The organism is Paenibacillus sp. FSL M8-0228 (assembly GCF_038007385.1).
In the GTDB taxonomy this organism is placed as follows: Bacteria; Bacillota; Bacilli; order Paenibacillales; family Paenibacillaceae; genus Paenibacillus; species Paenibacillus polymyxa_D.
The window spans coordinates 3,837,799-3,858,631 of record NZ_JBBOXA010000001.1; the positions used below are offsets into that span (position 1 = coordinate 3,837,799).

20 protein-coding genes are annotated in these 20,833 nt (G+C 45.9%); 2 read left to right on the plus strand and 18 right to left on the minus strand.

Annotated elements, in window-relative coordinates; all coding sequences use genetic code 11:
- The 3 genes from MKY98_RS17095 to prmA all read right to left on the minus strand — a co-directional run bounded on the left by MKY98_RS17095 (position 1) and on the right by prmA (position 2,614).
- The gene (locus MKY98_RS17095; protein WP_029515345.1) at positions 1-765 is read right to left on the minus strand and encodes a 16S rRNA (uracil(1498)-N(3))-methyltransferase; all 765 of its coding nucleotides are present in this window, start codon (positions 763-765) and stop codon (positions 1-3) included.
- 188 nt (positions 766-953) lie between these two features.
- Positions 954-1,646, minus strand: a complete 693-nt coding sequence (locus MKY98_RS17100; RefSeq protein ID WP_029515346.1) for a site-2 protease family protein — start codon at positions 1,644-1,646, stop codon at positions 954-956.
- Positions 1,647-1,648: 2 nt separating this feature from the next.
- Complete coding sequence (gene prmA / locus MKY98_RS17105) at positions 1,649-2,614, minus strand: 50S ribosomal protein L11 methyltransferase (protein ID WP_029515347.1); 966 nt, start codon at positions 2,612-2,614, stop codon at positions 1,649-1,651.
- Between the two features lie 39 nt (positions 2,615-2,653).
- On the opposite strand from prmA, the gene MKY98_RS17110 reads away from it, so the two are divergent.
- On the plus strand, positions 2,654-3,052 hold the full coding sequence (locus MKY98_RS17110) for a hypothetical protein (RefSeq protein ID WP_141695525.1): 399 nt from the start codon (positions 2,654-2,656) through the stop codon (positions 3,050-3,052).
- An 84-nt stretch (positions 3,053-3,136) separates the two neighbouring features.
- On the opposite strand, the gene MKY98_RS17115 is transcribed toward MKY98_RS17110, so the two are convergent.
- From MKY98_RS17115 to hrcA, 10 genes are all read right to left on the minus strand, one after another.
- A complete protein-coding gene (locus tag MKY98_RS17115) occupies positions 3,137-3,322 on the minus strand; it encodes a YfhD family protein (RefSeq protein ID WP_029515349.1) in 186 nt (61 codons plus the stop codon).
- 24 nt (positions 3,323-3,346) lie between these two features.
- A complete protein-coding gene (locus MKY98_RS17120; RefSeq protein WP_069012560.1) occupies positions 3,347-3,721 on the minus strand; it encodes a hypothetical protein in 375 nt (124 codons plus the stop codon).
- Between the two features lie 168 nt (positions 3,722-3,889).
- Positions 3,890-5,086: an NAD(P)-dependent malic enzyme gene (locus MKY98_RS17125; protein WP_069012559.1), complete on the minus strand. Its 1,197-nt coding sequence runs from the start codon at positions 5,084-5,086 to the stop codon at positions 3,890-3,892.
- A gap of 63 nt (positions 5,087-5,149) precedes the next feature.
- On the minus strand, positions 5,150-6,496 hold the full coding sequence (locus MKY98_RS17130) for a 2-hydroxycarboxylate transporter family protein (RefSeq protein WP_069012558.1): 1,347 nt from the start codon (positions 6,494-6,496) through the stop codon (positions 5,150-5,152).
- A 121-nt stretch (positions 6,497-6,617) separates the two neighbouring features.
- Positions 6,618-7,328, minus strand: coding sequence for a two-component system response regulator DcuR (dcuR, locus tag MKY98_RS17135; protein ID WP_069012557.1), 711 nt, complete (start codon positions 7,326-7,328; stop codon positions 6,618-6,620).
- Positions 7,321-8,976 (minus strand): DcuS/MalK family sensor histidine kinase, encoded by a 1,656-nt coding sequence (gene dcuS / locus MKY98_RS17140; RefSeq protein ID WP_081317617.1) that lies wholly within the window; start codon positions 8,974-8,976, stop codon positions 7,321-7,323. Before dcuS ends, dcuR begins: the two co-directional genes overlap by 8 nt.
- Positions 8,977-9,131: 155 nt before the next feature.
- Positions 9,132-10,262 (minus strand): molecular chaperone DnaJ, encoded by a 1,131-nt coding sequence (gene dnaJ, locus MKY98_RS17145; RefSeq protein ID WP_029515355.1) that lies wholly within the window; start codon positions 10,260-10,262, stop codon positions 9,132-9,134.
- Positions 10,263-10,509: 247 nt separating this feature from the next.
- A complete protein-coding gene (gene dnaK, locus MKY98_RS17150) occupies positions 10,510-12,354 on the minus strand; it encodes a molecular chaperone DnaK (RefSeq protein WP_029515356.1) in 1,845 nt (614 codons plus the stop codon).
- A gap of 177 nt (positions 12,355-12,531) precedes the next feature.
- A complete protein-coding gene (gene grpE / locus MKY98_RS17155; protein ID WP_029515357.1) occupies positions 12,532-13,104 on the minus strand; it encodes a nucleotide exchange factor GrpE in 573 nt (190 codons plus the stop codon).
- Between the two features lie 121 nt (positions 13,105-13,225).
- Positions 13,226-14,257, minus strand: coding sequence for a heat-inducible transcriptional repressor HrcA (gene hrcA, locus MKY98_RS17160; RefSeq protein ID WP_029515358.1), 1,032 nt, complete (start codon positions 14,255-14,257; stop codon positions 13,226-13,228).
- 327 nt (positions 14,258-14,584) lie between these two features.
- Here hrcA and MKY98_RS17165 point away from each other — a divergent pair, with 327 nt between their 5' ends.
- Entirely contained in the window at positions 14,585-14,779 is a 195-nt protein-coding gene (locus MKY98_RS17165; RefSeq protein WP_029515359.1) for a hypothetical protein, read from the plus strand.
- An 82-nt stretch (positions 14,780-14,861) separates the two neighbouring features.
- Here MKY98_RS17165 and MKY98_RS17170 read toward each other — a convergent pair whose 3' ends face one another.
- From MKY98_RS17170 to MKY98_RS17190, 5 genes are all read right to left on the minus strand, one after another.
- Positions 14,862-15,338: an N-acetyltransferase gene (locus MKY98_RS17170; protein WP_069010457.1), complete on the minus strand. Its 477-nt coding sequence runs from the start codon at positions 15,336-15,338 to the stop codon at positions 14,862-14,864.
- Between the two features lie 156 nt (positions 15,339-15,494).
- Complete coding sequence (gene hemW / locus MKY98_RS17175) at positions 15,495-16,682, minus strand: radical SAM family heme chaperone HemW (protein WP_029515361.1); 1,188 nt, start codon at positions 16,680-16,682, stop codon at positions 15,495-15,497.
- A gap of 335 nt (positions 16,683-17,017) precedes the next feature.
- Entirely contained in the window at positions 17,018-18,832 is a 1,815-nt protein-coding gene (gene lepA / locus MKY98_RS17180) for a translation elongation factor 4 (RefSeq protein ID WP_029515362.1), read from the minus strand.
- Between the two features lie 71 nt (positions 18,833-18,903).
- Positions 18,904-19,419: a hypothetical protein gene (locus tag MKY98_RS17185; protein WP_029515363.1), complete on the minus strand. Its 516-nt coding sequence runs from the start codon at positions 19,417-19,419 to the stop codon at positions 18,904-18,906.
- 28 nt (positions 19,420-19,447) lie between these two features.
- A complete protein-coding gene (locus tag MKY98_RS17190; RefSeq protein WP_069010456.1) occupies positions 19,448-20,707 on the minus strand; it encodes a stage II sporulation protein P in 1,260 nt (419 codons plus the stop codon).
- Positions 20,708-20,833: the final 126 nt, after the last annotated feature.

Consider the following 20,833-nt stretch of genomic DNA (forward strand, 5'->3'; position numbering starts at 1 on the left):
TTAAACCCCTCCCATTTCTCCTGTCTCATATAAAATGCAAGCCAATGCAGCCATTCCTGCGGTCTCAGCACGCAAAATACGTCTTCCCAGTCCTGTAGACTGGGCCCCAGCCTGCTCGGCCTCCAGGCTTTCCGCTTCAGTAAAGCCGCCTTCCGGGCCTACCACCAGCAGAACACGCGGCATGTCCGTCGACGCCCATTGTCCTACCAATGGCTGGATTACATCCCGTAGCTGCTGACCCTGCTCTTTTTCATAACAATAACATATCAAATCATACCCAGCAAAAGAAGCCAGAAGTTCTTTCCACGTCATTGGCGCACTAATTTCTGGAATCCGGTTACGGTGGCTTTGTTCAGCCGCTTCCTTCACAATCTTGCGCCAACGCTCCAGTCGCTTGCCTTCTTTTTTGGCATCATACTGCACTACTGTACGCTCGGACAAAAACGGTACAAACCCGGTTGCTCCGATTTCTGTACATTTTTGCATCACCGTCTCCATCTTGTCTCCTTTAGGAAGACTCTGAGCGATGGTGACCTGCACATGCGGTTCAGAGGTCATCTTCAGCGGCTCAATAATCGTCGCCGTAACATGATCCTGCTCTATCGTATCCAATGCAGCCAGTGCTTCCCTAGATACCCCGTCACTGACTATAATTTTGTCACCACTACGGCCCCGCATGACTTTAGCGATATGCCGCGCGTCCTCACCCGCAACAATCACGTGATCTTCTAGAAATTGCTCTGCCGGAATAAAATAACGCTGCATTCTCTCTCACACCTATTCCTGGATTTTGCAAAAATCCTCATTCTAAAAATAACTGTTATCCACTAATGTTCCGTACAAAATCCGAATAAATCACCAAGCAACATCATATCATCTTTTGCGCCTGTATGACCAGTCTGTTCACTCTTCTATTCAAGGTATACCTACCATTCTCGTAAAAAAAGGAGCCCTTAGGCTCCGAACAATCCAGTGATATAAAAAGAGAACTGCAAAAACTGTATATAAATCATCTGGGCCAGCGTGTAAAGAGGTTCAATCGTTACAACTCGAACCTGTGGAATGACCAGGATAAGCAGAAAAATAAAGATCGACCACTGTTCAAACTGCTGGAGTTTGCGACGTACAGGAGTGGGGGCCACATCTTCCACAATCCGGTATCCATCCAGTGGAGGCAATGGGATCAAATTAAAGATAAACAAAAACAGATTTAAATTGATCAAAGCATTGATAAACAAATAGATTGCTTGAGCCACCCGTTGGTTCTCCATCCCCGGCAATACTTGAAAATGAAGGAGCACGGCATAGATTAAAGTAGTAACAAATGCAAGCAGCAGATTGCTGAGCGGACCCGCAGCCGATACAATAATGCCCATGAGGCGCGGACGACTAAAGTTATCACGATTAACCGGAACTGGCTTGGCCCAGCCAAAGCCTCCGATCAGCAGCAGTAGCGTACCCAGCAGGTCAATATGCACTGCCGGATTTAAAGTCACGCGCCCAAGTAGCTTGGCTGTAGGGTCACCAAATTTATTGGCATAAAATGCATGTGCAAACTCATGAACCGTGAACGATATGATCACGGCCAGCAAATAAAATGGAAGAACATTTAAATTTACACGAAAAATATTTTGTAAAAAATCCATACTTACCTCTTTCTCGCCACAAACGCCAGCCAATCTTCATCCCGGCTTATTTCGGCAATCTCAAAGCCAGCTGCCTTCAACGCAGTTTCGACAACTTCTTCTTTGTTCTTCCAAATCCCTGAAGCAATATAAATACCACCTGGTTCCAGGGCTTTATATACATCGTCAATGAACAGCAAAATAATCTCTGCCAATATATTAGCTACCACTAGCTTGACGGGTAACTGGATACCCAGCGTTGGATCGCTTGCATTAAGCACCGATAGCAAATCACTTTCTTTAATGGTAATGCGTTCCTCCAGCCCGTTCAGACGCGTATTTTCCCGCGCACTGGATACTGCCACCGGATCGAGATCCAAGGCAAGTACATGCTTCGCTCCCAGCTTTACAGCTCCAATGGCCAAAATACCGGAACCCGTGCCGACATCAATGACTTCTTCCCCGCCCTTAATTACAGATTCCAGCGTTCTCAGACAAAGGGATGTCGTAGGATGCGTTCCAGTCCCGAAGGCCATACCAGGGTCCAGCTCAATGATTTTTTCCTCTTCACTCGCAGGCTCATAGTCCTCCCAAGTGGGTTTAATCGTCAGACGGTCCGACACACGCAAAGGCTTGAAATATTGCTTCCAAGCATTTGCCCAGTCGTCCTCATCAACTGTTTTTAGTTCATACTGAACCTCACCAGGGTCAATATCGAAAGTTCTCAATTCTTCGACGCGCGGCTCAATTTGCGAACGAATACTATCCATGTCCACTTCTTCGGCAAAATAGCCTTTGATGATCGCTTGTCCTTCAGGTATGTCGTTCAAAGGTCGATCATACCACTGTCCATAGGACGTATCCCGCGGCTTGTTGAGCGAACCGGATTCTTCAATGGAAACCCCTCCTGCACCTGCTTCGTGCAGAAAATTCGAAATCATTTCGATGGCTTCTTCGGTTGTATGTATTGTAATTTCATTCCACAACATGGTTTTCATTTCCTCCTCATTTCACATGCATACATTACATTGTACTATATACATGCACAGGAGTTCAAAAAAGCTGGTAATCGTCCTTTTCCGATTTCTCCAGCCGGACTTGGAATTGCTACGACGTCTGTATTTATTGATCCTGCTATTTCTGGTGCTGTCAACAACCGTGTAGAGTTAAAAGCCTCGATTGGACTACGTTTCGTCGGTGTCGGCAACATTCGAGTACTTGTACGTATATGGAGAGCCGGCAAGGAAATTTATTACGGACTGGAATCCAATGTCTTCGATAACAATATTATTCTTAATGTCGAAACGGTAGACGTTGCGCCTCTGGGCGTGCAAAACTACCAACTAATTATTGAAAATCAAACGCCTGCGACTACTGCTTTCGTCGCCGGTCCTCTTGTTTTTAGTGCAACAGCATACAGCGGATAATGAATAGAAAAAGGAAAGAACACAAATAAGACGGGCTATCCCACAAATCATCCTATTGATGGAGATAACCCGTCTTATTAAATTCTACTCATTGTCGTTTATGATACGCTGCTGACGACGGTCAGCTCCTTCGCTACGCCGGATCGCTTCCAGATCCTCAGCATCTGCCTGATCTGCTGAGAACTCAACATCTTCATTTTTAGCAGATTGCATGCGTTTGATTTTCTCTGTTTTGGTTAGCACTTTATCAAACCGTTTGTTTTTAGACATCGGTCACTGCCCCTTCCAAACTTTTCACAGCATTCCACCCGCTTGTTCCACGATGGACATTGCCTGATGATGAATGGATTCATCCACCACAGCAGTCAACAAAATATCGCGGCCTGTCGGTCCGCCCTGTCCTCCATCACTCATGCCACTGGCGGACGGATCAGCCGCAGCCAGTATTGCTGGAGTTGCATCTGTAAAGTCCACGCCCTGTGTCAATGAGGACAAGCTGCTAATCTGTCCTGAAAATACAGGCAATCCGGCGTTGCCAGTAGACTGCCGCGGATACCGGCTAAATCGGTCTATCGACACATCGGCTGCCCGGAGAGCTTCCAGTTTTCTAGCAGCTCCCTGTGCTTCCTCAGGACTTTTGAAATACGCCAAAATATTTTTTTCGCCCATCTCAAAATCTCCCTGTGTAGTATTGAGCGCAACTGCTCTTCAAGAGCATAGAGCGTTACGCTTTGTTATATCCTGCTCATTGGCACGATTTTATATTCCGACGGATGCAGACGATATCAAGAACAGTAGGCCAAGACAGTGAACCAGAGTTTGTGAAGAGCATAACTTTTACGGGTGTAAAACAGCTGCTGGAGCTTCACCTGACTTAGCTACTCCTGTCTCCCAAGCAGCGCGAATAACTGCATCCCGTACCTTTTGAACCACCTTCGGATTAAAGACATTCGGTATGATATAAGTTTCACTTAGCTCCTCAGGACAGATCGCATCAGCGATGGCAAGTCCGGCAGCTAGTTTCATTTCCTCATTAATCGTCGTAGCATGACAATCTAGAGCACCCCGGAAAATTCCCGGGAAGCACAGCACATTGTTAATCTGATTTGGAAAATCGGAGCGGCCAGTAGCGAGCACACGTACATAAGGTGCAGCTACAGCCGGATCGATTTCCGGAATCGGATTCGCCATGGCGAACACAATAGGATCAGTTGCCATGCTCTGTATATCCTCTACAGTCAGTATGTTCGGGCCTGACACACCGATGAATACATCAGCTCCCACAATCACCTCGGATAAACTCCCACTTAAATTGTGCGGATTAGTCATGTTCGCATACTCTGTCCAATGCGGATTACTGTACTCCACATCACGGTGAATAGCTCCCTGTCGATCAACGCCAATCAGATTGCGCACACCTGCCTTAAGCAGCATACGGGAGCAGGCCATACCCGCTGCACCGATTCCTGCAAATACGACTTTGACATCCTCCATTTTTTTGCCACATACCTTTAATGCATTGACCAGACCCGCTAACACAACGACTGCCGTACCATGTTGATCATCATGAAATACTGGAATGTCCAGTTCCTGCTTCAACCGTCTCTCGATTTCAAAACAGCGTGGCGAAGATATATCCTCCAAATTAATGCCGCCAAAAGCAGGAGCAATCATTTTAACAATTTGAACAATTTCATCAGCGTCCTTCGTGTTGAGACAAATCGGAAAGGCGTCGACACCTGCAAATTGTTTGAACAACACCGCTTTACCCTCCATTACAGGCATAGCAGCCTCCGGCCCGATATCTCCTAATCCCAGTACTGCTGTTCCATCTGATACGACCGCTACAGTATTTTTTTTGATCGTTAATTCGAACGCTTTGGCAGGGTCATTGGCAATTTCCATACAAATTTCAGCTACACCCGGCGTATACACTTTGGACAGCCCCTCCATCGTTTCAATTGGTTTCTTCGGTAAGGTCTCCATTTTGCCACCTGCGTGTAATTCTCTAATTTCATCTATTAAACTGCTCATATTTTTCTCCGTCCTTTCATGTCTCTTTTTGGATATGAATCTCAGTCCTGTGTATAAAACTCATCAGCTCCATAATTGGAGTAACAAAGTTGCTAAAATGACCGTGCCTGCCCCACCAATACGTGTTGCAATTTGCGCAAAAGGCATCAGTTCCATCCGATTGGACGCAGACAGAATGGCTACATCTCCCGTGCCCCCTAATCCACCGCGACAGCTAGTCACCAAAGCAGCTTCTACAGGATACATGTGAATCCATTTTCCTGTGAAGTATCCGGTAACAATCAATGCAACTACAACAGATGCGCAGGTGATGGCATAAGGAACCGTTAAGATCCCAACCACACTATCCAAAGGTACATACAAAATACCCAATCCCACCATCAAGGGCCATGTCAGACTTGCCGTTATACATTTGTATAAGTGAAAAGCTCCCTGCTCCAATGTGTTCGGCATAATCTGAATGCACTTAATTAACGCCGCCGCCAGAATCATGAGGATCGGACCTGGAATATGGAGATACGGCTCCAGCAACTTACCCACAATAAAGAAAGTGCAAGCTAACAGCAGACCTCCTCCCATCAATGGAAAAGAAATCGATTGTTCCAGACTTGCCGGGGCTAGCTTTTCTGCATGTTTTTCTAGTTTCAATAACCTCCCGTTACCTGAAGTTTTTGGATTTTTCTCCGCTAATCTCTTCAGAATACCCGCACCTATGATTGCAACAATGTTCCCGATAATTGCAGCGGGGATAAATTGAGACACGAATATTGCCGAATCCTTGCCCAGCACCAATCCATACGAAATGGACAACGGTAAAATGCCTTCCCCAATCCCACCGGAGATAATCGGAATGATGATGAAAAAAAATGTATGATAGGCGCTATAGCCAAAAGCCATACCCACTATCATCCCCACGGCAACTGCTGCAATAGATCCTATAATAATGGGGGCGAAAATCCTGACAATTCCGTTCATCAGCATTTTCCGATCCATACCAAGAATACTACCCGTTACTAGACATGCGATGTAGAAGTAAAGAAAATTCGAGGTTTTCATAAGCGTGTGTACAGCACCCATCGCAGATGGACTGAACATATTCCAAAATACCATTAACGATGGAACCATAAGAGATAAAATGGCCGGCCCGCCAATATGCTTAAGCAACGGAAGTTTGGCCCCTAGATCACTGAGCAGTATACCTAAAATCATGATGACGGCAAACCCGCCTAACAGATCGTTCGGAATTCTTTCAGTAATTGCAGCTGCATAAACAATCAGCGCGATCACGGCATAGAGCGGAAGAGGAATAACCCCCACCTTTACCCTGCCCAGCATTCTCATGCCATCTACAAAATTTTTGCTCCATCTTTGCCCCTTTTGAATGACAGGCTGGTTCGTAGCATTTTCCATAAATCTCCCTCCATAAAGTGAAGAATGATGATCATGTTTCCATTCTACACCTTGGAAAACGCTTTATTTGGTTTTAAAACTAATCATTCACTTTTGTAATTAAAGTAATCGGAAAGAAGACTTAAATAAAACTATTCATGATGTCTTCTGCCTGTGGCAATATTCGGTATTGGTAAACAGGGCGTCCTATGGTTCCGTATATGGTTTCCATGGAAAGAGCCTCAATCTCTGTCATAAAAGCCAGGTACTTGCGCATAGACACCCTGGATATCCCTGCACTCTCCGCAATATCCTCGGTGGAAAATAGTACCTTATTATTGTGCCGCTGGATACAATTCCATATCATAGCCAGCGTGGATTTAGTTATGCCTTTGGGCAATCGTGCCAAGTCTTTAGTCAAGCTTTTATGATAAATCAGTCGGTCCAACTCCTCCTGAGAAAGTAGACTGCGCTCACGCACGATGCTAATGTGCTCTCGGTACCCCGTGAGGGCCTCCAAAAAACGGTTAAAGTGGAACGGCTTAATTAAGTAATCCACCGCGCCGAAGTTCATTGCTTTTTTGACACTGTTCATGTCACTTGCAGCCGAGATGACAATGACATCTATATTTACACCTGTCTCCCGTATGAATGACAGTAAATCGAGGCCATTGTTTTCCTGCATATACACATCTAGCAATATCAGATCAATGGCTTGTTCAGCTATATATTTCTTAGCCTCTTCCACAGAAGAAGCCCAACCCCCACATCGGAAACCTTCTACCTGCTCCATATATTTGCGGTTAAATTCCGCAACCATCGGATCATCTTCTACAATCAGGACATTAATCATGTTCATCATTCCCCGCTATAATGTATGGAATCGTAATCTGAAAACAGCACCCTTGCTCGGCTGGGATTAACTTTATACTTCCCTGTAATCTTTTCACGCTTTGCGTCACTAGATAAAGACCCATCCCTCGTGACTCTCCCTTGGTCGAAAAACCTTTTTCAAATATAGCCTTCACAAGCCCTTCCGGTATACCTGGACCATTGTCGCACATGATACAGGTCAGATAACCGTTCTTCTGGCTTTCTTCATAATAAAGTGAAAGGGTAATTCGCTTGTGCTCGAAAGATTCCATCGCCTCCACCGCATTATCAAACAGATTGCCAAGAATAGTAATCAGTTCATGCGTCGTTTGAGTTTGACTGGATTCGGGCAAGTAACTACCTGGAGTCAGTTCAAAACTTACCGCTACCTCTCTGGCCCGGCTTAATTTTCCCAACACAAACCCTGCCATAACCGGGTCCCTAATCTGCCGGGTGATAGAGCCAATTTCCACTTGATGATGCTCGACGGCATCCATAATGTAATGCTCCAGTTTATCATACATTTGCAAGTGCACCATCCCCATAATGACATGCAGCTTGTTCATAAATTCATGAGCCTGCGCACGTAGTGCTTCCGTGTACAGGGACACTCCTGTCAAACGTTCTGCCAGCTGGTTCATTTCCGTTTTATCTCGAAAGGTTACAATTGCCCCCACAATTTCCCCTTTGACCCGTATCGGAACACTGGTAGTCAGCAAAGTTATTCCACCCAGCTCCATTTCCTCATCCATTTGTGGAGTACTCGCTTCCAGGACCTCTTGCAATCGAAAAGCGGATAGATAAACGGTAATTTCCTGTCCGGAGAATGAGAAATCTTCAATCCCCGCTTGTCTAAGTAGACGAATCGCTTCTGCATTCATCAGCATGACGCGACCGAATTCATCTACCGCAATAACTCCTTCCTTGATGGATTGCAACATAGCACTGCGTTCCTCCAGCAAGCGTGCGATTTCCGGCGGCTCCAGACCGACTAGCATATTTTTGATTTTACGAGCCAGCACTACCGCACCTCCAGTGCCGATCAATATTCCGATGCCAAGGGCGATAGCAATAAGACGGTTGTTGCCTTCCTGAGCCATCTGTACATCTTGCATGGATATACCAACAACAATCGCCCCTACCTGCTTCCCCGTTGAACTGAACACGGGGGAAAAGGCTCTCATGGACAAGCCCAATGTACCCTTCGCAACGGACACGCTCTCATGGCCATGAAGTGCAGTATACTCGTCTCCACCGACAAAGGCTTTGCCGATCATCCTAGCATCCGGGTGCGTTTTACGAATTCCCTTCATATCCATAGCCACGATGAACTGGATGTGATTTGCTACTGAGACCCTCTTTACATACTCCTGCATGGAAAGAGACGAACCTGTCCCTTGCAATTGCTTGACAATAAGCGGCGTATGGGCGAGTGTACGCGCGATGGACATTGCCTTTTCTTCCAGTCCCTTCTCAGTTTCCTGCTCCACTCTCTCCGCAAATAACAGGGTTACAGGCAGAAGCACAAGTGCCATAACTAGACATACTAGCAGTGTAATTAGGCCTCTGAGCTTTAATAGTGGTTTACCCCGACGCAGCTTGAGCTGTACATTTCCGATGGAACTCACCCCTTTCTACTTGATATTAAGTCTCGATAGTTCAACATGCCTATACAAAAATGGTTATGTATGTGTTTACCTGAATATAAAAAAAGGAACTACCCCGCAATTGCGGAATAGTTTCCTTTGATTCATGGTTGAAGCTCCGCGATTTCTAATTGGGCTTAGTCGCCTCGGAAGGCGCGCTTCACACGGTCAAAAAAAGACTGCTCATTCTCATGCGTCTGTTCTCCGCTAAGCGAAGAGAACTGACGCAGTAAATCCTTTTGTTCCTCACTCAGCTTGCTAGGCGTTATCACAACTACCTTAATATGCTGGTCACCCTGACCAACGCCACGCAGTTTTGGCACACCTTTTCCTTTAAGACGGAAGTAAGTACCTGTTTGCGTACCTGCTGGAACTTTCAACTTCACTTTCTCGGTCAACGTCGGGATCTCGACTTCATCTCCCAATGCTGCCTGTGAGAACGTCAGCGGAATTTCGCAGTAGATATCGTCTCCCTCACGCTCAAAGAAGTCGTGCGATTTCACACGGAACACGACGTACAAGTCACCTGCCGGTCCTCCGTTGACACCACCTTCGCCTTCACCGTTAATACGCATCTGTGCGCCGTCATCCACACCCGCTGGAATGCGAATATGAATTTTACGTTGCTTGCGTACCCGACCGGAACCGCTACAAGTCGTACATTTTTCTTTAATGATTTTACCGGAACCGCCGCAATTAGAGCAGGCGCGTCGATTAACCATACGACCAAACGGTGTATTCTGCACCACTTCTTCCTGTCCGCTGCCGTGGCAGACGGAGCAGGTTTGTGGTTGAGTACCCGCTTTGGCTCCCGTACCGTGACACGTATCACATGTTTCCGTACGTTCAATATGAATGTCGGTTTCTTTACCGAACACTGCTTCCTTGAATTCAATCGTCATCGTATATTGAAGATCGTTCCCACGCTGCGGTGCATTCGGATCGCGTCGGCCGTTACCGCCGCCACCAAAGAACATATCAAAAATATCGCCAAACCCGCCACCGAAGTCGGCACCACCACCAAAGCCGCCTCCCATGCCTTGGTTCGGGTCTACATGACCATACTGGTCATATCTTGCCCGCTTCTGACCATCGCTGAGAACATCGTAAGCTTCTTTCACTTCTTTAAATTTAGTTTCCGCGTCCGCAGCCTTGTTCACGTCCGGATGATACTGACGCGCAAGCTTACGGTAAGCCTTTTTGACTTCATCATCCGAAGCGCCCTTCGCGACGCCCAGCACCTCATAATAATCACGCTTATCAGCCAATGTTCCACCCCCATGCCTACAACGTGTCTGCACTACATATAAAAGGAAAGCCAAAGGCACGGGATGACCCGGCTTTGACCTTCCCATCATTTCAAGGCAGTACAACCCGTAATATGCTTATTTATCTTGGAAATAACTCTTACCCTTCGGCTAATTGTTATTTATCAAGGCAGCTACGCTGCAATTACTATTCAGTATATCATAACGCATCGGTGTACCGTAAAGCTACCACTACCCGATCCGTAACTTAGTCTTTCTTCTGGTCTTCGTCAACAACTTCATAGTCCGCGTCAACCACATTGTCACGGCCTTTGCTGTCTGCTGCGCCGTCTTGGCCTTGTTGAGCCTGTGCTTCTTGAGCAGCTTGCTCATACAGCTTTACAGACAATTGCTGAACGATTTCAGTCAGTTCTTCAGTAGCCTTTTTGATATCTTCCAGGTTGTCGGTTTCCAGCGTTTTTTGCAGATTTTCTTTTGCTGCATTTGCTTTTTCGACTTCGCCTGCATCCGCTTTTTCGCCCAGATCTTTAATCGTTTTGTCTACAGAGTAGATCAGTTGATCCGCAGCGTTTTTCGCTTCTACCAAATCTTTGCGTTTTTTATCTTCTTCCGCATGCAACTCGGCATCCTTCATCATACGTTCTACTTCCTCGTCGCTCAAGCCGCTGGAAGATGTGATCGTAATCTTTTGGCTTTTGCCTGTGCCTTTATCTGTAGCGGATACGTTCACGATACCGTTCGCATCCAGATCAAAGGTAACTTCGATTTGCGGTACACCACGTGGTGCTGGAGGGATATCTCCCAATTGGAAGCGACCCAGTGTTTTGTTGCCTGCTGCCATTTCACGTTCACCTTGCAGCACGTGAATTTCTACGCTAGGCTGATTGTCGGCATATGTCGAGAATACCTGCGATTTGCTCGTAGGGATCGTCGTGTTACGATCAATCATTTTAGTAAATACGCCACCTGCGGTTTCAATACCGAGGGACAGTGGAGTTACGTCAAGAAGAACGACGTCTTTCACATCACCAGTCAGTACACCCGCTTGAACTGCCGCGCCCAAAGCTACCACTTCATCAGGGTTTACGCCTTTGTGAGGCTCTTTACCTGTCAGCTTTTTGATTGCTTCTTGTACAGCCGGAATACGTGTGGAACCGCCGACCAGAACGATTTTGTCGATGTCGCTGGCACTCATGCCTGCATCTTTCATCGCTTGACGAGTAGGTCCCAAAGTACGTTCTACCAGACCTTCAGACAATTCTTCAAATTTCGCACGAGTCAGGTTCAACTCCAAATGCTGTGGAACGCCATCAGCTACTGTGATAAACGGCAAAGAAATCGTCGTTGTCAGTACGCCAGACAGTTCTTTTTTCGCTTTTTCCGCTGCGTCTTTCAGACGTTGTACAGCAGCTTTATCTTTGCTCAGGTCAATGCCTTGATCTTTTTTGAACTCATTTACGAGGTAATCAATAATCACTTGGTCAAAGTCATCGCCACCCAGCTTGTTATCGCCGCTTGTTGCTTTAACTTCGAAGAAACCGTCGCCCAGTTCCAGAATGGATACGTCGAATGTACCGCCACCCAGGTCATATACCAGGATCGTTTGGTCTTCGGATTTTTCCATACCATATGCCAATGCAGCTGCTGTCGGCTCATTGACAATCCGCAGAACTTCCAGACCGGCAATTTTACCTGCATCCTTGGTTGCTTGACGTTGACCGTCATTGAAGTAAGCTGGAACAGTGATAACAGCTTGAGAAACGGTTTGTCCCAGGTAAGCTTCAGCATCGGATTTCAGCTTTTGCAAAATCATAGCGGAAATTTCCTGTGCGGAATATTCTTTGCCGTCGATGCTTTCTTTATGATTTGTACCCATGTGACGCTTGATGGACATGATTGTACGATCCGGGTTTGTAATTGCTTGGCGTTTTGCTGTTTCCCCTACAGTACGTTCTCCATCTTTTTTGAAACCAACAACGGAAGGGGTTGTGCGTGCGCCTTCCGGATTTGGAATAACGACTGCTTCGCCGCCCTCCATAACAGCCACACAAGAGTTGGTTGTACCTAAGTCAATACCGATTACTTTGCTCATCGGACAATTCCTCCTTCTGTATATACGAGGCCCGCAGGCCAGAATGGTTGAATCAAAATGATGTATTTCTAATGTCATAATTTTGCAAAATTCGATTCCAGTCGCTCCAAAGTGCAATATTGTTCATTGAAAGTCGCTTATGGGATTTTTGCAAAATCCTCATGTATATTGAAAAAGCTACATGCTCACTTTTACCATCGCTGGACGAAGCACCTTGTCCTTCAGCATGTACCCTTTTTGTACCTCTTCAACAACAATGCCTTCCTCATGCTCTTCGCTCTCCACCTGCATAATAGCCTGATGGAAGTCAGGATTAAACGGTTGTCCCACCGAATTCATGGCCGTTACTCCTTCTGCCTGAAGCACACTCTCAAACTGGCGGAAAATCATTTCCACGCCTTTGCTGAATGACTCAGACTCCGCTCCTTGCGGTGCTGTTGCCAGCGCACGCTCGAAGTTATCCAAAACAGGCACCAACTCGGTAACCAGCTTCATAGATGCATATTTGGCAAGGTCTTCTTTTTCTTTCAGCGTACGACGGCGGAAATTATCAAAATCCGCCTGAGCGCGTAAAAACCGTTGCTGATGCTCTTCCGCCTGAGCGCGAAGCTTATTCAGCTCTGTTTCGCTTTCTTGGTCTTCCAGTGCCGCCGCTTCATTAACCGGCTCTTCCTGCTGGCTCGCTTCGGCGGCTTCCTCTGTGCTTACATTTTGTTGTTTTTCTTCTTGGAACGCTTGTTCTTCCTTCAAAATGTTTCACCTCCTTCAAGTCATAACTACCTTTACAAAAACACGCAACAATGCACCCGCGCAGGATACGAACCGTATCCAGACGCGGAACATGTAGTACCGCAACCTATGCGGCTTTGTTCTATTTAAACCGCTGCGTTAGCATTGCGGTCAAATCCTTAGACAGGATACCCAAAATATTAATAACTCTCGCATATTCCATCCGTGTCGGACCCAGTATGCCTATAGTGCCCAACGCTTCTCCGTCTACTGCATACGTAGCAGTAATCAGGCTGCAATTGGCAAACGCCTCATGATCATTTTCAGTGCCGATGCGGACTTGAATTTCAGGTGCCCCGACAACAGGTGTCATTAGTTTAAGCAGCGTTGGTGTTTCCTCCAGCAGATCGAGAATATGTTTAACCTTTTCTACATCTTTAAATTCAGGTTGATTAAGCATGTTTGTCGCACCGCTCAAATACAAGCGCTGATCCGATTCATTATCCAGTGCTTTATCCAGCACCTTCATAGCGTCCTCAAAATGAGACACATGCTTCTCCATCTCCTGACCAAGTGCGGTGTAAAGGCGTGATTTAAGCTGATAAATCGGCACACCGACCAGCTTGCTGTTCAGTAAATTCACAACCTTCTCCATCTCGGAAATCGAAATTCCCGGTGGAATATCTACCGTTTTGTTCTCCACCTGACCGGTATTGGTCACGATTATCGCCACAGCCGTCGTTTCGTTGAGCGGCAACAGCTGAAAATGACGCAATGAAGTATGAAAAACCTCCGGCCCAAGCAGGATGGAAGTATAATTGGTCATATGGGACAAAATGCCTGACGCATGCTGGATCACTTGCTCCATTACATTCAGCTTTTCGGCATAAAAGGCTTTCAGTTCCCGCATTTCCATAGGCTTCAGTGTATTCAGTGGTACCAGATGGTCCACATAATAACGATAGCCTTTATGAGACGGGATGCGTCCCGCAGAAGTATGGGGTTGCTCCAGATAGCCCTGTTCCTCCAAATCCGACATTTCATTACGGATCGTGGCCGGGCTGAATCCGACATCCTGCCTTTTGGATATGCTGCGGGAACCCACTGGCTCAGCCGAACGAATGTAGTCATCAATAATCGCATTCAGAATGAGTCTCTGACGTTCGGTTAACAAGCGAATCCCCCCTTGTTGTTTATCCATAATAGCATGATTGTTAAATGGAATCATTAGCACTCGTTCGCGTTGAGTGCTAACCGATAATACAAAAATACCAAACCGACCTGATCATTGTCAAGTCAGATCAGTATTTTCAATAAACAAGATTTATCACAACAGTTTAGTTTACTGGAATGAATCCAGAACGTTTACACTTTTTCACGAAAAACCTCAATATCCAGCGTATAAAAACCGTATTTATGTATAGTGACACAGAAAATAGAAAAACTCGAGACTATGTCTCCATACCATTATAACTTCTTTGTCCTTGAGGAGGAATTAAATTTGAGAACTAATCGCCGCAACCTAGCCGCCTTGTATAAATATAAACACCGAGTTCCATTAGACGGCACTGCATATTTTTATAATGATACTGATTATCATAAGGACCATCCCATAAGAAGCCTGAAGGGAATACCTTCCGAGCTGGAGCCTCATCATCAATTCATTTGGTGGTTGCTCAAAACATATGAGAAATAAACCCGCATTAAACAATGTAGGCTGTATAATATACGCATGATTAGGTCCTGATGAAAAAAGAACTGACCTCATTATTGACAGGTCAGTTCAGTACTTTCAACACTGCGATTTCATCACAATTGTTTTGTTTACTACAGTGAATGCAGTCGGTCCATACCTTTTCAGGGAAAATCTCTTTGCTTACTACATCAAAACCGTTTTTTATAAAAAAGGAGACCTCGTAGGTCAATGCCATAATTTTAGGAATACGTTGCCGCCGTGCTTCTATCATAAGGCCCTCCACGAGCTTAGAGCCAATACCCATACCTTTGTGTCCCTCAGAGATGCCAAGGGAGCGAATCTCTACCAGGTCAGCGCCCAATTTGCATAAAGAACCACAACCAACAACTCCGCCGTCCACCTCTGCAACAATAAACAGCTCCAGTTGGCGCGTTAGCACTTCCCTCGAACGTGGCAGCATAATCCCCCGCTCTGCATAGCCGCTAATCATTTGATATAAAGGCTCCACATCCTCAGGAACCGCACTTCTGCACAATACATCTTTACACACTGAAGCCATCTTGCTCTCCTCCTACCGCTTGCCGCATATAATGAATAAATATACAACATCACGCATAGAATCGCAATACTCCATTTACCCTGCTGTGACAGAATGGTGTAATAAAATGATGGTCCCAGCTTACGAAGTTGAAACGCGCTGTATTGAAGCTACGACTTATGAATTTACCGTGATTGAACCAATAAACTCTGCAAATACATCATTTCCGAATAAAATGCCACGTTCACTCAAACGATAACCGTCCTCAATCGATTCGATTAACCCCGCATTGAGCATTTTTCCAAGAGGAGCAGTAAACGTATCCTCCAACGCCTGACCGAATTGAGCTTCAAAGCGAGACTTGGAAACGCCCTCTAGCATTCTCAAACCGACCATAAGAAAATCCTCCATGGCTTCCGCCGCTGGCACCTCAAAGCTATCTAGACGCGGCAAACCATTACGACTAGCCTCCACATAAGGGTTAATGCCCTTAATGTTCATATGGCGCTCTCTGCCAACATATCCATGTGCCCCAGCTCCGAGACCGTAATAGTCCTCATTTCGCCAATAGGTCATGTTGTGCTTGCTCCCCAAGCCTGGTTTTGCGAAATTACTAATCTCATACTGTTCATAGCCCGCTTCTTTCATGCGACGCATGAGGAGTAAGTACATTTCCAGTTCGTCATCCTCATGTGGAAGCGGTAGCTGATTTTTCTGGTACAGCGTGTGGAAGAGCGTGTTTTCTTCAACCTTCAAACTGTAGATAGAGTAATGAGGAAGCTCCAACTCTAGCGCTCTACTGACGCTTTCATGCAGCATCTCCACTGTTTGATTCGGCAAACCGAACATCAGGTCAATCGACAGGTTGTCCAAGCCAACCTTACGTGCGTTTTCCAAACTACGATATACGTCATCTGTACTGTGAATACGACCTATGCCTGTGAGTAGCTCATTCTGAAAAGCCTGTACGCCAAAGCTGAGTCGATTGACGCCGCCTTCTTTCATCACAGAGAGTTTTTCAAAATCAGTGGTACCTGGATTAGCTTCCATGGAGAACTCAATATCTTCCGCCCAATGCGGGAAGTAGGTTCGGACGCTCTTCAGGAAATATTCCATTTCTTTCGGATTTAGGGTAGTTGGTGTTCCACCCCCGACAAAAATAGTTTTAATCTCTCCTGGTGGGTGAAGCTTAACTGTATGTTCCATCTCCCGTTCCAGTGCATACAGATATTCCATAACAGGTTGATCCTTGAGCACATAAGAGTTGAAATCACAGTAAAAGCATTTATTCGTGCAAAAAGGTATATGCAGGTAAACCGCTTGAGGCGCGGATGAATGTTCATGTTTTTGTATGGATGCGGTCATACCGATCCTCCTTGTCAATTCAGGGAATAGTGAAAAAATGCGCCGAGGTCTCGACAACCGCTTCGTGTTCCATTTGATCTTCTGATCGCTGTTACTCCAGATTCAAATGGACCACTCCGCTGCTGCCTACCACCATCGATCATTTTTTTGTAATGTAGGTGTTGCAGTAAGAGTAAAGCATCTATAGAAATACGCTAAAGATACTGTTGTTATACTATTTTTGCAACTGAGATAACAAACACTCCATCTCTGGATAGCTTGCTCAAATAAATAACGTCCATTCTCCATGCACGGCAAATGCCCCATGAAAGAATGGACGAATACTTCAAACAACTTTACTCATCTATTTTCAGTACCGCCATAAATGCTTCCTGAGGTACTTCTACGTTACCGACCTGCTTCATACGCTTTTTGCCCTCTTTTTGCTTTTCAAGCAGCTTCCGTTTACGAGAAATATCGCCGCCATAACATTTGGCCAAGACGTTTTTACGCATCGCCTTAACGGTTTCACGCGCCACAACCTTTGTTCCTACAGATGCCTGGATCGGCACCTCAAACATTTGACGCGGAATTAGCTCGCGCAGCTTCTCACAGATAATACGTCCGCGATGATAAGCCCGATCTCTATGCACGATGAACGACAGTGCATCGACCTGCTCGCCATTCAACAAAATATCCATTTTCACCAGGTTGGACTGGCGATAGCCTGAAATCTCATAATCAAAGGAAGCATAGCCTTTGGTACTTGATTTAAGCTGATCGAAGAAATCATATACGATTTCAGACAGTGGAATTTGATACGTAATGGTTACCCGTGTCGTATCCAGGTATTCCATATTTACATACTCACCACGTTTGGTTTGACAAAGCTCCATCACCGTACCCACGTAATCATTAGGGACGATAATGCCTGCTTTTACATAGGGCTCTTCCACATGTTCAATCCGTCCGATTTCCGGATAATTCGATGGATTGTCGATCTGGATCGTTTCCCCATTCGTCAACTTTATGCGGTAAATAACACTTGGTGCCGTTGTAATCAGCGGAATGTTAAATTCACGTTCAATCCGTTCCTGGATAACGTCCATATGAAGCAGACCAAGGAAGCCGCAACGGAAGCCAAAACCCAACGCGCTTGATGTTTCCGGCTCAAAACTGAGCGAAGCATCGTTCAGTTGTAGCTTTTCAAGCGCCTCACGTAGATCGTTATACTCCGATGTTTCGATTGGATACAAGCCACAATATACCATCGGATTAATTTTCCGATAACCTGGCATCGGTTCTAATGTTGGATTTTTTGCATCTGTCACTGTATCCCCGACACGCGTATCACCCACATGCTTGATACCGGCAACGATAAAGCCAACATCACCGATGTTCAGCTCGTCCACGATGTTCATACGCGGCATAAAAGCACCAACTTCAATAACCTCAAACGTTTTGTCAGTCGCCATCATTTTAATTTTCGAACCGGCTCGGATACTACCATCCACAACGCGAACATATACGATAACGCCTTTATAAGGATCATAGTGCGAATCGAAAATGAGTGCCTTGAGCGGATTATCCGGATTACCTTGCGGAGCAGGCACACTTCTGACCACCTGTTCCAAAATTTCTTTGATGCCGATTCCAGCTTTGGCTGAGGCATGTACGGTCTCGCTCGTATCCAAGCCGATAACATCCTCGATTTCCTGCTTTACCCGCTCAGGATCAGCACTTGGCAAATCAATCTTGTTAAGCACAGGCAAAATCTCCAGATTGTTGTCCAACGCCAAATATACGTTAGCCAACGTCTGTGCCTCGATTCCCTGCGCGGCGTCTACTACCAGCAAAGCACCTTCACAGGCTGCCAAACTACGGGATACCTCATACGTAAAATCGACGTGTCCCGGTGTATCAATCAAATTCAAAATGTACTCTTCGCCGTCATCGGCCTTATAAGTGAGTCGCACTGCCTGGAGCTTGATCGTAATTCCGCGCTCCCGTTCCAGCTCCATCTGGTCAAGCACTTGCTCCTGCATTTCACGGGAAGTGAGTGCACCGGTATATTCTAGAATCCGGTCAGCCAGCGTGGATTTACCATGGTCTATATGTGCAATGATACTAAAGTTCCGAATTTTACGTTGTCTTGCCAAAATGTCAGTCATGCCTTACCCCCACACAATGCCTAGTGTCAATCAGCTTATTATAGCAGTTGTAAGGGGGGTCAGCAATATTTCTATTCTGTTACTCCATCAAATACAGATACGACCCATCGAATGCCCTGTCTCGACAGGTTTTGAAGCAACCCAGCTGTTTTGTCCGCCATAGTATCCACCGAGGCTTGCTGTCCCTTGACGGCTAGCAGTTCACGCGGTGTCTCCAGACCCTGAGTATTGACATGTTGCGCAGTCGTCGAATACCATCTGGATGCTCCGAGCTGCGTCTGTTCCTCATTTTCTTCCCTTCCACCAGCTTCATTTATACCCGCTTCCGTTTTCGGCTCAACCTTAACTTCTCCACTTGTGCTATACGTACCGCTATATGCACGAGTGTTAGCTGCGGGTGTGTCCTCAATAATCGTCTGTTCATATCCAACTTTCTGTTGATTTACCGATTGAATCGTATTCCCTCCGTTCCATTCCGGCCCATACACTGAACGCAGACCAGATCCTGCCAGTTGCATACCAAGAAGAATACCTGCCCCCATAAGCAGTACAAATCCAAGTGCTTTCTTACGAAAATGTCCAGACATTACCTTCCCCCCCTTACTGCTACCTCATTTAATTATCGCTGTTGCTCTTTTTTGTATCCGATACATTAGTGCCCGCTTTCTGAGCTTTCTGATCTTCCCAATACACTTCACCGATCATGTCCGCCAAAACGTCCGAGGTCCGTTTCAACTCCTCCTCGGTGTTATCAATACCCCCGATTTCAATTAAAATGCTATGCGAAGACAAGCTTTGATTGTATTCACCGTTGTTGCCTTTGCCACCATCTTTCCCCCATACACCACGTGATACGCCATGATACGATTTTTCCAGCTTTTCATGAATACGAGCAGCAAAAGCTTCATTTTCGCGCCAATTTTTGTTGTCATGTCCGATAATAAAATACACCTTGGCATAAGAAAGTCCATTAATGGTTGCTGTTGTTTTTCCATGACGTTGTGAATCCCGATGGATATCAAGCAAATAAGTTAAACCTTTATTTCCAGCTAAAGCTTCCTTAACCGTTTCGCGTGAATATTTATAGGAATAGTTCCAATTGTAATTTTGAACTGTAGTAGCATAATCCTTGTTTATATGCAGTGTGGATATCCCTTGCTTTTCCAGCCTCTTCTTTACAAAGTCCCCTACCCTTGACACATTCGCTGATTTAGAACCTGAATTGGGATTGGAACTGGTTTTGCTAAGTAGTGGGTTATATGCTTCTCTGGGATGAGAATGGTAGATTAATATGCGCTTGTCCCCTTTGGCCGTATCACCTGGATGATCCTCACGTACCGGATCTGTTTCCGGTGTTGTCGGAATATTCGGCGTGTTAGTCGGTGGGTTCTCAGATGCATCTGAGCCACCAGGAGCATCCGTCGTTCCCTGATCGGGCTGATAATCCGTAGGACCCTCTACCTTGATGTTCCCCGAACCCTTGCGCAGCAAGACAGGTGCTCCTGCAGACATGCCAGGAATCTCACGAGAAATGAGACTTTTGGGATCCTGCGGATTAATGCCTGTAAGCATCTGAAATACAAAAGGCGACCATTGTTCACCCGACAACGAAGATTGCTGCTTCTTTTGTGCCAAATGAGGTACTTCCATACCTAGCATATCCGCAAAAAAACCGCTGGACACCGAGCCTGCCAATCCTTTCATCGAAGAAACAGGAGATGTTTGTAGACGATTTTCTGCCAATCCCCCTAGCCCCAAAATGACAAATAAAAGCGCCGAGCCCATGATCAGCAGCACAAGCGTATGTCCCATCGCCAAAATTTCGATACCTTTTCTTCTCCATCTTCCGACGTTCCAGGTCTGAATTTTTTTCATGTGAGCCTTGTCCTCCTTCGTCCCGTCGAAACCCGCTTTATATTTGGAACATAGGGTTCCTATCTGCTGCGGAAATCTCTTATATTTCAACTCTATGAACGGAGAACAATTACTAGAACACAAAAA

Coding starts and splice junctions, on each gene's coding strand:
- MKY98_RS17170 (WP_069010457.1), bottom strand. CDS start 15,338: ATGGCTTCAGTGTGTAAAGATGTATTGTGCAGAAGTGCGGTTCCTGAG.
- MKY98_RS17185 (WP_029515363.1), bottom strand. CDS start 19,419: ATGTCTGGACATTTTCGTAAGAAAGCACTTGGATTTGTACTGCTTATG.
- MKY98_RS17130 (WP_069012558.1), bottom strand. CDS start 6,496: ATGGAAAATGCTACGAACCAGCCTGTCATTCAAAAGGGGCAAAGATGG.
- dnaK (WP_029515356.1), bottom strand. CDS start 12,354: ATGAGCAAAGTAATCGGTATTGACTTAGGTACAACCAACTCTTGTGTG.
- MKY98_RS17095 (WP_029515345.1), bottom strand. CDS start 765: ATGCAGCGTTATTTTATTCCGGCAGAGCAATTTCTAGAAGATCACGTG.
- prmA (WP_029515347.1), bottom strand. CDS start 2,614: ATGTTGTGGAATGAAATTACAATACATACAACCGAAGAAGCCATCGAA.
- hemW (WP_029515361.1), bottom strand. CDS start 16,682: ATGACCGCATCCATACAAAAACATGAACATTCATCCGCGCCTCAAGCG.
- lepA (WP_029515362.1), bottom strand. CDS start 18,832: ATGACTGACATTTTGGCAAGACAACGTAAAATTCGGAACTTTAGTATC.
- dcuR (WP_069012557.1), bottom strand. CDS start 7,328: ATGATTAATGTCCTGATTGTAGAAGATGATCCGATGGTTGCGGAATTT.
- MKY98_RS17125 (WP_069012559.1), bottom strand. CDS start 5,086: ATGAGCAGTTTAATAGATGAAATTAGAGAATTACACGCAGGTGGCAAA.
- MKY98_RS17120 (WP_069012560.1), bottom strand. CDS start 3,721: ATGGGCGAAAAAAATATTTTGGCGTATTTCAAAAGTCCTGAGGAAGCA.
- MKY98_RS17100 (WP_029515346.1), bottom strand. CDS start 1,646: ATGGATTTTTTACAAAATATTTTTCGTGTAAATTTAAATGTTCTTCCA.
- MKY98_RS17190 (WP_069010456.1), bottom strand. CDS start 20,707: ATGAAAAAAATTCAGACCTGGAACGTCGGAAGATGGAGAAGAAAAGGT.
- MKY98_RS17115 (WP_029515349.1), bottom strand. CDS start 3,322: ATGTCTAAAAACAAACGGTTTGATAAAGTGCTAACCAAAACAGAGAAA.